13 protein-coding genes are annotated in these 14,567 nt (G+C 49.9%); 9 read left to right on the top strand and 4 right to left on the bottom strand.

All coding sequences use genetic code 11. The features are described 5' to 3' along the window. Positions 1-42 precede the first annotated feature (42 nt). From FYJ45_RS21725 to FYJ45_RS21700, 6 genes are all read left to right on the top strand, one after another. Positions 43-1,713, top strand: coding sequence for a DUF3502 domain-containing protein (locus FYJ45_RS21725; protein WP_154467200.1), 1,671 nt, complete (start codon positions 43-45; stop codon positions 1,711-1,713). A 102-nt stretch (positions 1,714-1,815) separates the two neighbouring features. Then, complete coding sequence (locus FYJ45_RS21720) at positions 1,816-2,094, top strand: hypothetical protein (protein WP_195841933.1); 279 nt, start codon at positions 1,816-1,818, stop codon at positions 2,092-2,094. Between the two features lie 43 nt (positions 2,095-2,137). Beyond that, positions 2,138-2,299, top strand: coding sequence for a hypothetical protein (locus FYJ45_RS21715; protein WP_235930946.1), 162 nt, complete (start codon positions 2,138-2,140; stop codon positions 2,297-2,299). A gap of 40 nt (positions 2,300-2,339) precedes the next feature. Further along, positions 2,340-4,091: a glycoside hydrolase family 35 protein gene (locus tag FYJ45_RS21710; RefSeq protein WP_154467198.1), complete on the top strand. Its 1,752-nt coding sequence runs from the start codon at positions 2,340-2,342 to the stop codon at positions 4,089-4,091. Positions 4,092-4,334: 243 nt separating this feature from the next. Next, the gene (locus tag FYJ45_RS21705) at positions 4,335-5,369 is read left to right on the top strand and encodes a LacI family DNA-binding transcriptional regulator (RefSeq protein ID WP_154467197.1); all 1,035 of its coding nucleotides are present in this window, start codon (positions 4,335-4,337) and stop codon (positions 5,367-5,369) included. Between the two features lie 71 nt (positions 5,370-5,440). After that, positions 5,441-6,364, top strand: coding sequence for an AraC family transcriptional regulator (locus tag FYJ45_RS21700; protein WP_021635376.1), 924 nt, complete (start codon positions 5,441-5,443; stop codon positions 6,362-6,364). A gap of 9 nt (positions 6,365-6,373) precedes the next feature. Here the strand turns inward: FYJ45_RS21700 and FYJ45_RS21695 are convergent, their stop codons facing one another. Continuing rightward, positions 6,374-6,982: a hypothetical protein gene (locus tag FYJ45_RS21695; protein WP_154467196.1), complete on the bottom strand. Its 609-nt coding sequence runs from the start codon at positions 6,980-6,982 to the stop codon at positions 6,374-6,376. Between the two features lie 216 nt (positions 6,983-7,198). Between FYJ45_RS21695 and FYJ45_RS21690 the strand changes: the two genes are divergently transcribed. Further along, complete coding sequence (locus tag FYJ45_RS21690; RefSeq protein WP_025490592.1) at positions 7,199-7,693, top strand: helix-turn-helix domain-containing protein; 495 nt, start codon at positions 7,199-7,201, stop codon at positions 7,691-7,693. Further along, positions 7,632-8,030, top strand: coding sequence for a helix-turn-helix domain-containing protein (locus FYJ45_RS21685; RefSeq protein WP_207708442.1), 399 nt, complete (start codon positions 7,632-7,634; stop codon positions 8,028-8,030). The genes FYJ45_RS21690 and FYJ45_RS21685 overlap by 62 nt, the downstream gene beginning before the upstream one ends. A gap of 58 nt (positions 8,031-8,088) precedes the next feature. Here FYJ45_RS21685 and FYJ45_RS21680 read toward each other — a convergent pair whose 3' ends face one another. From FYJ45_RS21680 to FYJ45_RS21670, 3 genes are all read right to left on the bottom strand, one after another. After that, the gene (locus FYJ45_RS21680) at positions 8,089-9,477 is read right to left on the bottom strand and encodes an MATE family efflux transporter (RefSeq protein ID WP_154467194.1); all 1,389 of its coding nucleotides are present in this window, start codon (positions 9,475-9,477) and stop codon (positions 8,089-8,091) included. Between the two features lie 29 nt (positions 9,478-9,506). Next, positions 9,507-11,906, bottom strand: coding sequence for a glycoside hydrolase family 2 TIM barrel-domain containing protein (locus FYJ45_RS21675; RefSeq protein ID WP_235930945.1), 2,400 nt, complete (start codon positions 11,904-11,906; stop codon positions 9,507-9,509). A 266-nt stretch (positions 11,907-12,172) separates the two neighbouring features. Then, on the bottom strand, positions 12,173-13,024 hold the full coding sequence (locus FYJ45_RS21670) for a helix-turn-helix domain-containing protein (protein WP_154467192.1): 852 nt from the start codon (positions 13,022-13,024) through the stop codon (positions 12,173-12,175). A 190-nt stretch (positions 13,025-13,214) separates the two neighbouring features. Here FYJ45_RS21670 and FYJ45_RS21665 point away from each other — a divergent pair, with 190 nt between their 5' ends. Next, positions 13,215-14,543, top strand: a complete 1,329-nt coding sequence (locus tag FYJ45_RS21665) for a glycoside hydrolase family 27 protein (protein ID WP_154467191.1) — start codon at positions 13,215-13,217, stop codon at positions 14,541-14,543. Positions 14,544-14,567 lie beyond the last annotated feature (24 nt).

Below are 14,567 nucleotides of genomic sequence, written 5' to 3'. Positions count from 1 at the left end.
CAGAGATAACATAGGGAACAAATAACGAAATGGAGGTTGAGTATGAAAAAGAAATTACTCGCAATTTTTTTAGCAGCTACTATGGTAGCAAGCCTGGCAGCATGCGGAAGCAGTAGCTCTGAGACTGCTACGGACAAAGAAACTGCGTCTACAGATTCTGCGGAAGCTGACAACAGCGCAGCTGCAGACGACGCAACAGATGCGGCAACTGCTGATTCATCTGACCCTTGGGCAAATGTTGACACATCAGAACATGTAAAAATCACTTATATGACGACTGGTGATAGACCTTCCGGAACAGAAGCAAAGTATGAAGAGATGATGACAGAGTTAAACAAGATCCTTACTGAAAAGGTAAATGCAGAACTCGAAATTTACTTCATTCCCTGGACCGATTATCTTACAAACTATAACCTTACCTTGGCTCAGATGGATGGTACGGTAGATCTGGTTGGTACCGCTTCCGATTGGCTGGATGCATGGCCGAATTCCAAGAACGGTGCATTCCTGGAACTGTCCGAAGATATGCTGAAGACTTATGCGCCCCAGACCTGGGCAAGCGTAAGCCCTGAACATTGGGATATGTGCAAATACAACGGTGAAATATATCTGATGCCTGAAGACAATTATGCACAGTGGACCAACCATGGTTTCATATATCGTCTTGACTGGGCAAAAGAAGCCGGATTGGACAGAGTTGACAGTTGGGAAGATATGACAGAATACTTCCGCTATGTAAAGGAAACTTATCCTGACATTATCCCCTGGGATTCCGATGGAACACACCATACACAGCTGGCAGGCGGCTGGATTAGTTCTCATACAAACTTTGTAGCTATTGACGGTATCTGTTCCGGAGCTCTGTGGGGCGGTACAAGAGACAATCTTTACACCGTTACTACACCTGCGTATTCCGATACGGAAATGATGGTAGAATTTGCGAAAACCATGAAAGAATGGGATGAAATTGGCGTATGGAGAACTGACGTACTCAATGTTGGATCCACTACAAACCGTGATGACTATCGTGTAGGCAAGGTTGCTGCAGATCAGCATCATACTCAGACCTGGACAGACCTGGTGAGCCCTACCAGCCAGAACAAGATTTATCAGGACGATCCTGATGCTGAATCCGGATTCTTCTATTTCGGACAGGAGACAGGAAATGTTACTGCTCTGTCAATTACACACGGTGCTATGGCGGTTTCAGCTGGAAGTGCAAATCCTGAAAGAGCACTTATGGTATATGACCTTCTGAGAAATGATCCTGAATGCTATCAGCTTCTTTGCTACGGTATCCAGGGTGTGTCATGGGATGTTAATGACGAAGGACTTCGCGTAGAACCTGAAGGATATAATGCAGATACAGATAATATCAACCAAACAACCAACTTCTGGTGGGGACGTAACGACGACCTGGAAATCAGAGATGCCACAAGAGACTGGGATAAGATTGATGCTCTATATGCAGAGTATGACAAGATTAAGATTGACTATCCTTATGGACAGTTTGTTCCTGAAGTAGATGATATTCAGTCAAAGATTAACAACGTAAACGAAACCTATGTAAACTATATGAAGCAGATTGCTTTTGGTAAATACTCCGGAACAGCAGAAGATATTGTAGCTGAGATGCAGACGGCTCTGAAGCAGGCCGGCATTGAAGATGTAACTGCTGAACTGCAGGCACAGTTTGATGCATTGTATAAATAAATTTCTGAATATAGCATGAAGCCTTTTGCCGGCTGCATACTCCGGTATGCAGCCGGCAATTTACATAATAGATCCATGACCACCACAGACAGGAAAATTAAAATGGAAAACAGACTGCTTATTGACACAAACGGAAAACAGAATGAAATGAATGATCTGTTCGGCATTTTTTTTGAGGATCTGAACCATGCTGCCGACGGCGGCTTATATGCGGAGCTAATACAGAACCGCTCCTTTGAATTTGAGAAAATTGATAATCCGGATTACCATGCCATGACGGCCTGGGAATGCGTGGAAAATAACGGGAAGGCAGCGTTTTATATAGAGACCTTCAACCCTGTTTCCGCCGGGAATCCCCAATTATCTTGTCATAGATATTAAACGGCCGGAGGAGGGAATCCTGGGAACCGGACATCACTGCATCATGAAAACGCCGGCACAGGATGCCTGGATAATCGCCTATCACCGTTTTGCCCTGCCTTTGGCAGAATATCCGGAGGGAAAGGGTTATCACAGGGAAACCTGCCTTGACAGCGTGGAATTCGATGAGAACGGCCTTATGAAAAAAATAATACCTTCCTTATAGCAGGAATGCACATCGATTCAGAGGGAAAAGGAGAAGTGAGATGAAAGAAGGAATTTTTGAAATTAAAGATGATTTCTACCTGAATGGCAAACCTTTTAAAATCATATCCGGGGCGATTCACTATTTCAGAATTGTTCCCGAGTACTGGCGCGACAGACTGGAAAAGCTGAAGGCCATGGGAGCCAATACGGTGGAAACCTATGTGCCCTGGAACGTGCATGAACCCAAGAAGGGGCAGTTTGTGTTCGACGGCATACTGGATATCAAAAAGTTTATCCTCACCGCCCAGGAGCTAGGACTTTATGTCATTGTCAGGCCCTCTCCCTATATCTGTGCAGAATGGGAATTCGGCGGGCTTCCAGCCTGGCTTTTGAAGGAGGACGGCATGCGCCTGCGGGGCTGCTATGAACCTTTTATGAAGGAGGTCAGGGAATATTATAAGGTGCTGTTTCCCATAATTACGCCCTTACAGATCAATTACGGCGGCCCTGTTATCATGATGCAGGTGGAAAATGAATACGGCTATTATGGGGATGACACCAATTACATGGAAGCCATGAAGCAGCTGATGCTGGATAACGGTACGGTGGTTCCCCTTGTCACCTCCGACGGCCCCATGGATGAATCCCTTTCCTGCGGCAGGCTGGAAGGCGTGCTGCCCACCGGGAATTTCGGCTCAAAAACGGAGGAACGTTTTGAGGTGCTTAAGAAATACACAAACGGCGGTCCCTTGATGTGTACGGAGTTCTGGGTCGGCTGGTTCGATCACTGGGGCAACGGCGGCCATATGCGGGGAAACCTGGAAGAGAGCACCAGGGATCTGGATAAAATGCTGGAGCTGGGCCATGTGAATATATACATGTTTGAAGGCGGAACCAACTTCGGATTCATGAACGGATCCAACTATTATGACGAGCTGACGCCGGACGTCACCAGCTATGATTATGACGCCGTGCTGACGGAGGCCGGGGATTTTACGGAAAAATATGAAAAATACCGTCAGGTCATCGGAAAATATACGCAGCTTCCCCAGGTTCATTTTTCATCGAAAATCAGGAAAAAGACTTACGGCACACTGAAGGTGCAGGAGAAGGTGGGACTGTTTGAGGCGCTTAAGGACATTTCGGTTCCTGTGAAAAATACGTTCCCGATTCCCATGGAGAAGCTGGATCAGAGCTACGGCTATATTCTGTACCGCACGGCTCTGGAACGGGAACAGAATCTGGAAAAAATCCGCCTTTGGGGCGCCAATGACAGAGCTAACATTTTCGTGGAGCAAAAACCTGTGGCAGCCCTTTATGACAGGCAGCTTTTGGAAGAGGTGCAGGTCAATGCGGACTTTGAGGCAGGTGCGACCATGGATATCCTTGTGGAAAATATGGGCCGTGTGAATTTCGGTCCCCGTATGGAATACCAGAGGAAGGGAATCGAGGGATGTGTGCAGCTCAACGGTCATATGCATTATAACTGGGAAATGTATACGCTGCCGCTTGATAATCTGGAAAAGCTGGATTTTACAAAGGGATATGAGGAGGGACGGCCCGGCTTTTACCGGTTTACCTTTGAAGTGGAGGAGGCCGGGGATACCTTCCTGGATTTTGCGGGCTGGGGAAAAGGCTGTGCTTTCTTAAACGGCTTTAATCTGGGCAGGTTCTGGGAAATCGGGCCGCAGAAGCGTTTGTATATTCCCGCGCCGCTTCTTAAGAAAGGGACCAATGAAATTATCATGTTTGAAACGGACGGAAAGACCGCGCCGGAAATCAGCCTGAAGGCAGAGCCGGACGTGGGCTGATAAGCGTTTTCCTGACGGCATACCCGTAACGGTTCAGGTATCTGAACCGTTACATTTTATCCATAACCGCGCCGCAAAAAACTTACGGAAAGCAAATTTTATAAAAATTTGCAGATTACCGATTTTTTTGAAAAAAGGATTGGTTAATTCCGCTGTATGTATTATAATAGAATTATAATGATACCGGTTTCAACGGTGTGTTTTCGGGGAATGACAGAAATGCCTGGAACGGGGAGGAGCGTAATGGAAAAAGAAACGATCAGTATATATACAATTGCAAAGGAAGCGGGCGTATCCCCGGCTACGGTTTCCAGAGTGCTGACTGGGAATGCAAAGGTGAGCGAGGAAAAGAAATTCAGGGTTGAGGCGCTGATCAGGAAGTATGATTTCCGGCCTAATGCCCTGGCCAGAGGCTTAAGCAGTGTTCAGACCAAAATAATCGGCCTGATGGTTTCTGATATCCGAAACCCTTTTTACGCCACCATGGCGGTGGAATGCGAAAAGGTGGCCAATGAAAACGGCTATCTCCTCATGCTCTGCAATTCCCTGGGAAGCAATGAGATGGAGGTTTCCTATCTGGAAAAGTTCTCAGGCCAGAGGGTGGATGCGATTATCCAGATAGGCGGAAAGGTGGATGAACTGATATCCGACACCAGCTATGTGGAGAATATTAACAAAATTGCCAATACCACACCGGTGCTGATTACAGGCAAACTGGACGGCGCGGACTGCTATCAGGTGAATATTGACGAGGGGCAGTCCATGGAGCTGCTGATGCAGTTCCTGATAGAAAACGGACACAGGGACATCGCTCTCATCGGAGGGCGCGACAATGTAAAATCCACCCTGGATAAACGTCTGCGTTACCGTCAGATGCTGCGCAAGTACGGGATTCCTGTACGGGAGGAATATATTGTGGATGGCCACAGCTACGATATAGAAAGCGGAAGCAACGCAATGTACCGGTTTATCCGGGAAGATCATCCCATGCCCAGCGCGATTATCGCCATCAATGACTTTACGGCTGTGGGGATTGTCCGTGCGCTGCGGGAGCAGGGCTACAGCATTCCGGATGATATTTCCGTGGTGAGCTTTGATAATACTTATATTGCAGAGACCTGTATGCCAAGGCTGACCTGTGTCGGCTACGATTATAAGCTGTTCGGGAAGACTCTGATCGAAACTGCCATACAGGCTATCCACAATGAGGAGCCGCCGCGGGTGCAGATGGTGAAATCCCGGCTGGTGATTCGGGATTCCTGCAAGCAGGTGCGTTAAGTATTGGATTTCCGGTTTCGGGCTGGCCGGCGGTATGCCCGGAGGGGTGAGAGGAAGGGAGACAGCAGGGAATGTTTTACCGGATGAATCCCCGGATTCTGCCATCGGTCAGGCTGGCGGATTCGGTGGTGATTGAACCGCCTTACGTGCACCGGAGAAGAAAGGCGGACGAATACATAGTTTATCTCATTAAGAAGGGCGTCATGTATCTGGAGGAGGACGGACGGGCGGTTACCCTTCAGCCGGGGGATGTATTTGTACTGGATCCCCGGTTTACGCATGTGGGAGTGAAAGCCTCCTGGTGCGAGTATTTTTACGTACATTTCAGGCATCCTGAAATAGAACCCTTTGAAGAAGAAAAGGGATTTCAGAAGCTTCTGCTGGAGAACAGGCAGGAGTCGATCCAGAGTGATATTTTCAGTTATGAAAAGTGCGAAGGCCAGAGCCTGTATCTTCCGAAGCATTACCACATGGCCGATTACAGCAGTCTTGTTAAGGTGACGGAGCTTTTGAATGAGGCGGTGGAAAATAACACGACACAGCTGGAGAATTATAAAACCATGCTGGCCTGTAAGATACTGGAGGCTTTTGTGGAAATTGGCAGAAGCTATGTATCCACGGAGACGGTTGCTTATGTAGAGGAGCAGCCCCGCTCCTACCGGAATGTACAGGAAATGCTGAATTACCTGAACAGGGAATATGCCGGGGATATCACGGGTCAGCTTCTGGAAAAGGAATTCGGCGGCAATTTTGATTATATGAACCGTACCTTTAAGAAGGTGACAGGGCAGACGATTTTCAGGTATCTGAACCGGGTGCGGATCAACCATGCCAAGGCGCTGATCCTCAATTCCCCCTGGAAAATGTCCAAAATCGGGGAGAGCGTTGGATTCCCGGATGAATACTATTTCAGCAGGGTTTTTAAAAAGTATACGGGAAAATCGCCTACAGAATATGCCAGGGAAGGCCTGAACGGGAGAAAAAGCGGGAAATGACAGAATGCGTCATTTCCCGTTTTTGATTCCGTTGGCACAGCTTATGGCCAGCAAATGAAATTCCAGACAGCGGTTATCCCTGTAAAATTTTTTCATAAGCTGGGAGAGCGGATGGTCCTCCAGGCCGCCGCCCGGATCATGATGGTGCAGGTATTTCTGGAACTGTGCCGTATTATTGTGCGGCAGATGGAGAAAATAAGGTTCCGTATTCTGAAAAACAGCGTCACAGAGAAGACATATGAGAAGCTGCTGCTCTCTTTTGGTCACAATCCGTTCCGACTGGTAAAGCACCTTCCCGGAAGGGGAGAGGAAACGGATGATGTAAAACCCCAGGCCCCTCAGGGCCGGCCCGGCCGATGGGGAGGGAAAGCCGCGGGGAGACGGGAAGCCTATGGATTCATAGGCCTCCAGCCAGATGGAGCGGCCAGTTTTCAGCCGGCAGCAAAAGGCGATGTTCTGGGCAAAATTTTCTGTCTCCGAGCCATCAAATTCCACACCCATTTCAGTCATAAAGCAGATGGGATCGTATTCCGCCACTTCCCAGCTAATCGTCCCTTTCCGGGTGCGTTCCGTAAGCGCGGCCAGCAGCCTGCGGATTTCTACCGATTCAAATTCCATGATTTTTCCTTTCATCGGAGAAAAAAGATCCCCGTTTATTATGTTATGTAAATTTGTAAGCAGCGCGCATCTATATAAGCATTCCCGGAAAACAATCTTTTATTACGGATTAAGTAATTATACTATAATAATAAATTAATTATATAGTTTATTATAATATACTATATCTAAGGTTACAATGAGTCATATAAGACGTAATGCAGGAGGCTGGTCTTTGTGACGGTGAATACGAAAGCGCTTGGTGAAAGAATAAAAGCAGCAAGAAACAGGATGGAAATTGGTCAGGAAAAGCTGGCGTCATTGGCTGTGGTGGAACCGTCCCGCATATCGAATTTGGAATCGGGAAATGAGAGGCCCAGCCTGGCTGTTTTATGCAGTATTTCCAAGGCTCTTTCTGTCCGAAATGATGAGCTTCTGTGTGACAGTGTATTGAAATCCGGCAGAGTGTTCAGATGGGAAATAATGGATACGCTGAAGGACTGCAGCGCTAACGAACAGCGTCAGCTGCTTTATATTTTAAAATGGTATAAAGCAACGCTGCGGATGGACGAGGACTATACGGAAGCTATAAAGCTGTTGGAGAGGAAGAAATGGAATGGGAAGAAGGAAAGGGGAAAAGAAGCAGCTGACGCAGGCGGAGAAGAAAGAGATGGGAAAACGGATCAAGATAGCCAGAATCAGGGCGGACATGACTCAGGAAATGCTGGCTGATGCAGTCGGTATTGTTCCGGTATATGTCAGCCGGATTGAATCAGGACTCGGAAATCCCAGTCTGGAGATCATTGTAAATATAGCCAATGCGCTGTATGTATCTGTGGATGAACTTCTCTATGACGAGCCTGACAGAAAGGAACCCCAGCTGCCGGGAGGATATATAGAGCTGCTTAAGGATTGCGATGAGTATGAGACCAGAATTCTCTCTTACGTATTGAAAATGAGTAAGAAAACGCTGAGGGACAGTTCGGATTTCAGAAAAATAATAGAAGAAATGGAATCTAAGAAAATAAAAGGTAAACAAAGAAAAATACAAAAGAAGCCTCTGCCGTAATGGAAAACGACAGAGGCTTTTCAACATCAAAATGCCTGATCCGGTTACGCCGATTCGGTTATACCTTCCGCAGCGTCCAACGCCGCGACCGCCAGCGGAAGAAGAAGGTGATTCCACGGAACAGTTCATCCATCATGAAGGCAATCCAGCAGCCTGTCAACCCAAGTCCCAGCCGGATTCCCAGAATATAGGAAAAGAGGATGCTCATGGTCCAGCAGGAAATAATGGAAACGATCATGGAGAATATCACATCCCCGGCGCCGCGCAGGGAGTTATCCTCGATATGGTTGAAGGCCCTGCCGATTTCCACAAAAATATCGATAAACAGGATGGGACGTGCCAGAGCCATGATTTCCGCACTGTCTGTAAACAGGCCCATCAACGGTTCGCCGAAAAGGAAAATCAGGGTGGAGCCGGCGGCGTTTAGCAGCACGGCAATGCGCAGGTTCTGCATGTTCAGCCGGTAAGCCTTATCATATTCCCCTGCTCCGGTCATCCAGCCGATGATGAGGGAGGTTGCCATGCCAAGGGACATACCGATCACATAGACATAAAAGAATATGGTGGACAGGTATATTTTAGTAGAGATGGCCGCCGTCCCCAGAACCGCGAGAATGGAGGTGGATACCACCTGGGAAGTGGAATAGGAAAGTGAACTGATTCCGCCGGGAAGACCGATATGCAGGATATTTCCGATGCATTTCAGCGTTTTCAGGTTCTTTTTACGGAAGTTTAGCTCCAGGGAGCTTCTCAGCAGGCATACCACAATCAGTACAAAGGCAGCTCCGCGGCTGATTACGTTGGTAATCGCAATGCCGCTGACCCCATGAAGCGGAGTTTCAAACGGCCGGAAAATAACGATTACATTCAGCACGGCATTCAGAAAATTCATGAACAGTGATACCCAGACCGCTATTTTCGGCAGGCCGTAGCTCCGGAAGATGGCGGAAATGGAAGATATCAGCGCCTGGAAAAAGGAGAAGGAGATGCAGATTCGGAAATAAACCGCCGCATCCTCCAGCACCTGGCCGCTTAGCTGCATCATTTCCATCAGCCTGTGGGCAAAGAAGGAAAGCACGGTCCCCACCACGAGGCTGAGCGCCAGCCCGCAGAATATGGAGGTGAAGGCGGCGTCCGAAGCCGCCTCCTTCTGCTTTGCCCCCAGCCGGTGGCTGATAAAAATGCTGGCGCCGGTGCTGATAACCGTATAAAAGGTAAATATCATGCCCATCAGCTGGTTGGCTGCGCCTACGGATGCCACGGCCTCATCGGAATAGTGGCTGAGCACCAGCGTGTTGACGGTTCCCATGGAGTTGGTAAGCAGCATTTCCACAAAGAAGGGGAGAAACACCGATACCAGCGTCAACGTCCCCTGAGGCGTTTCAATCCGGCTCAGGGATTTGTCATACAATTGAAAGCTCTTTTTTTGCCCGGTCAAAGTATCCATATTCTGTCATTTCCTCGATTCCGTCAGCTTCAGGCATTTTCTTCTATAATAAGTGTTTCTTCGGGCAGGTTTTCCGCGTGGGCGCGCAGGGTGATGGCTCCGTCTCCCGTGCGGCGTATGTAAGCGATGAGACGGCCTTCGTACGCCCTTCTGGAAGAATCGGAATAAGGCGTATTGTCAGCCAGGTCACCGTTTTCCAGCCCCAGGAGAACGCCGCTGCCGGTAACCTGCGCCTCTACAAGGCAGTCCGCATTGCCGATACGGCATCCCTCGCTGTCGGCAACCGTGATCTCCACCTGATAAACAGGGTGAAGGTCATCCGCGTTTTCTCCTTTTTCCCGTGCAGAGCGCCAGCGGGAAAGCAGCAGCTTCGCCGCATCCCCTGTGGTATGAAGGGTAAAGCTTACACAGCCTTCACTGGAGGCTGCGGAAAGCTTCCCGGCCACGGCCTTCAGTTCGCCTGGCTCATAATCCACGATCCATTCCATGCAGCCGTCCTCGCCCAGTTCCTTCCGGGCGCCCAGGGATTTCCCGTTCAGGAAAAGCTCCGCTTCAGGCTGGTTGGTGAACAGGCGGACCAGAACCTTATCGCCGGATTCATAGTTCCAGGATTCATATAAAGGCATCCATTCCTCGTGGTTTCCTTCGTATTTTACCGTGGCAAGATATACCATGGGGTTTTCTGACCAGAAGGACTTTCTGCGGTAATAGCGTGCTTTGGGGAAGCCAGCAAGCGTCAGGAGCCCGGCGGCGGAGCCGTGGATAGGCCATCCGTGCGCTTCTCCCAGGTAATCAATGCCGGTCCAGAGAAACTGGCCGCTGATATAATCGTTATCCCTTACAGCCTTCCAGGCCTGATAGCTGTGTCCGTTTTCACTGCCCAGGAAAGGCAGGGTGGGAAAACGGCGGTGATCCTCTTCATACAGATGCTCTTTATAGTTGTAGCCCACCACATCCAGCGCGTCGAAATAATGCAGCCTGGAGGAAAGCTCCGGGAATGCCGCGGCCAGCGTTACCGGGCGTGTGGAATCGTACTGTCTTACAATGCCGGCCAGCTCTGCCGCGATGGGAGAAAGCCGTTCCATGTTCGGCTTATCAGGATTGTACATCCGCTCCGCGGCGGGCTTATTTTTGTCATTGTTGCCTGTCATTTCTCCAAATAAAGGATGGCAGTAGGGATCATTGGGGTAGTCGATTTCATTTCCGATGCTCCACATGATAATGGAAGGATGGTTCCTGTCCCTTAAAACCATGGCCGCCAGATCCTTTTCATGCCATTCCGGGAAATCCTCAAAGTAACCCTGATGCTTGGGCGGGTACACATTATGTCCTGTGGACCATTTGTTTTTCGGGTTTTCCCACTCGTCGAAGGCTTCATCCATCATCAGGAAGCCCATTTCATCACACAGATCGTACAGCTCCGGCATATGGGGATTATGGCTGGTGCGGATGGCGTCACAGCCCATTTCCTTCAGCGCGGTCAGTCTGCGCTCCCAGACTTCTTTTGTCATGGCGGCTCCCAGGCAGCCTCCGTCATGGTGGACGCAGACGCCCTTCAGCTTCCGGTTTTTCCCGTTCAGGAAAAATCCCTTATCCGCATCAAAACGGAAGGTACGGATGCCCACTTTACCTGAAAATACTTCGTAGCCCTTTTCCCCGTTTACGGAGAGCACCGTATTGAGGCGGTACAGATAAGGGGATTCCGGGGACCAGAGGCTGGGGTGCTTCACACATCCGTTTAAAGCAATGGTCTTTTTCTCTCCCGGGGCAAACTCCGCACAGGAAGATACCTCCAGCACTTTTTTCCCCTCTGCGTCCCAAAGGGAGCTGATCAGGGAAACGCTGGCCTTATCCGTCCCCTCGTTCACGATTTCATGGGAAACCTCCACCTGGGCTGATTTTCCGTCATCACCGTAAAGCGTGGAAAAAAAGATCCCGTTCTGTACGGGATGCACCGCCTCTTCCACCAGGACGCACACCTTCCGTGTGATGCCGGTTCCCGTAAACCATCTGGAATCCGCCACATCCGTGTGGGTTACCTTAACGCTTACCTCATTGTCCATATCCCCGAAAAAGGCCTTTTCGCTGATGTCATATGCAAAAGGGACATAACCGTTGGGACGTTTTCCCAGGTAATAGCTGTTGCACCATACCTGGCTGTTTTTATATACTCCGTCGAACAGCAGTGAGATTTTCTTCCCCCGGTATTCCTCCGGCAGTGTAAAACGAACCCGGTACCAGCCGGTCCCGCCTGCCAGGTATCCCGTACCGCTGGAATATTCCTGGCTGAAGGGCTGTTCCACCGACCAGTCGTGGGGAATTACCACGTCGCGCCAGCTGCTGTCATCATAACCCTTATACCAGGCGTCTTCCGCCTCGCCAAGGTGAAATTTCCAATTTTCTTCAAGCCTCATCGTCAAACTGTCCATATATCTGTCCTCCGTTTTTTTCATGCCCGTCCGCTGCTGATAACTGGCAGCTGCCTTTCTGCGGCCAGGCCTTATTTGGTGCCGGCGGCAGTGTTTTTACCCGCCGTTTTCCCACGTAATTTTTAATCACGCTCTAACCAAGTATAAATAAAATCTGCCGGAAAACAATGGAGATAAGATGCTTCTTTTTATCTTTTAGCGACTTCTGTTTCTGTGCGGCTTAAATAACAGGCATTGCAGGGAGGAAGTGGGACGCCCGCAGCCGGTCAGCCCCCATAGCGCCGCCGGTATTCGGCAGGCGTGCAGCCGGATGCCCTGCGGAACACCTTACAGAAATAATTCCCGCAGGAGAAACCGCAGTCCCGGGCCACCGCTTCCACGGGCATGGTGGTGTTCAAAAGCAGGGACAGCGCATGGGAAAGCCGCAGCCCGGTCAGATATCTGACCGGGGACTGTCCGGTTTCCCTGGTAAAAAGCCGGGTGAAATAGGCAGAGGAAAGCCCCTTGTACGCCGCCAGCTCCTCTATGGAAAAATGCTCCGGGAAATGCTCCTTCATGTAGCGGATGCTTTCCTCCACACAGGGCGTCAGCGCAGGCCGCTGCGGTTCCTCCAGGGTCCGCAGCAGCGAAGACAGAAAGCGGTAAACCAGATCTCCACCCTCATACCGCCGCAGCTGCCGTCCGTTTGTCATATCCTCGTGCAGGTTCAGCCACAGCTGTATCGGAAAGCTGTCCGCGGGCACTGTAACCACCGGGCCGAAGCTGTCTCTTATTTTCCGGAAAAAAGGAACGGCTGCCGGACCCTGAAAATGAACATACAGATATTCCCACCGGTTTTCCGGTTCTCCCGCAGGCAGATAGTACCTGCTTTTTTCCGGGATGCAGGAGAAAAAGGCGGTGCCGGCGGAAAGCCTGCGGCTGCCCTCCTCCGTCTCAAAAACCCCCTCCCCCTGAAAGGTATACTGAAACAGAAAGCCGTCATAATCCCGGTCGTTATTATAAAAATCGTACTTCTCGGACTGCCTTTTTTCGATGCCGAAATCCAGAAGCATAAGCGGTTCCTCCGCCAATTGTCCCGGATTGAGGAAGCCGAAGGTTCCATAAGTTTGCAAGGTCAAAAAATTACCCTCCGTTATCGTTTTTTTATTCTTGTGCTGTCAATATGGGAATATTATAATCAAGTCAGACAGGAAAGACAATGAAAACAGAACAATAATTTCCGGTGTCAAAAAAATACCATGCAGGAGGAAAATCCTCTGCTCGTCAGAGGACTCGCATTTTGCTCCGCAAAACAAGGAGGATTTGATAATGGATAAAAACAGGTTTGCCATGACGCCGCCCATGGGCTGGAACAGCTATGACTACTATGATACCACGGTGAATGAAGAACAGGTGAAGGCCAATGCCGACTATATGGCGGCTCATTTGAAGCAGTACGGCTGGGAGTACATCGTTGTGGACATCCAGTGGTATGCCTATGGGGCGGGAAGCATGCGCGATAAGCATCAGTATATCCCCTTCAGCAAGCTGGAAATGGATGAATACGGAAGGCTCCTTCCCTGCCCGGAGCGTTTTCCTTCCGCTGCGGACGGGGCGGGCTTTAAGCCTCTGGCGGATTACATACACGGCCTGGGCCTGAAGTTCGGCATTCATATTATGAGGGGGATTCCCCGTGCGGCCGCACAGAACCATCTGCCGGTGCTGGGAAGCAGCCAGACAGCGGACGAGGTTGCCAATCCTTCTTCCATCTGCGGCTGGAATCCGGATATGTACGGCCTGAGAAAGGATATGGAGGGCAGCCAGGCTTACTACGATTCCCTGCTTGCGCTGTATGCCCAGTGGGGAGTGGATTATATCAAATGTGACGACATCTGCAACACCAGTATTTATCGGGAAAACCAGTATTCGGCCGCCCATGAGATCGAAATGCTCCACAAGGCCATTGAAAAATGCGGCCGTTCCATCGTTCTCAGTCTTTCTCCCGGTCCTGCGCTGATTGAGAAGGCGTGGCATTATGAGAAGTATGCCAATATGTGGCGTATTACCGATGATTTCTGGGATAAATGGGAACTTCTCCTGAACATGTTCTACCGCTGCGAGCTGTGGCAGAACCACGTGACACAGGGCTGCTATCCGGACTGCGACATGCTGCCGTTGGGTTGGCTGGGCAAGGGCTTCGGTGAAGAAAGACAGACCAATTTTACAAAAGAAGAGCAGGTGACCATGATGACCCTGTGGTGCATCTTCCGTTCTCCCCTGATGCTGGGCGCGGAAATGCCCAAGCTGGACGAATGGACGCTTTCCCTGCTCACCAATGAAAGGGTGCTGGCGCTTATGGGATCGGAGTACCATGGCGTACAGGTGGAACGGGACGGCGTGCATGCGGTATGGGCCAGCAGGAAAAACGGAGAGGATGCCGTTTATGCCGCGCTGTTTAATTTCAACGATGAAGAAAAGGAAGTCGGCGTTAAGACGGAGGATGTGTATGCCGCCGTATCCGCGGAGGTTCCTGATTTGGATCAGGAGCTTGTGATGGAGGAGCTTTGGACCGGAGAAGTGCAGCAAAGCAGGGGAAGCGTGATTTCCAGCGCTGTGAAGGTACATGGCGCGAAGCTTTTCTGTATCCGCAGAGCCTGAAAATAAGGAGATAAGGCAATTGCC

The organism is Eisenbergiella porci (assembly GCF_009696275.1).
Classification (GTDB): Bacteria; Bacillota; Clostridia; order Lachnospirales; family Lachnospiraceae; genus Eisenbergiella; species Eisenbergiella porci.
The sequence above is the reverse complement of the archived record's forward strand: the minus strand, read 5'-3'. Positions and strand labels throughout refer to the sequence as shown.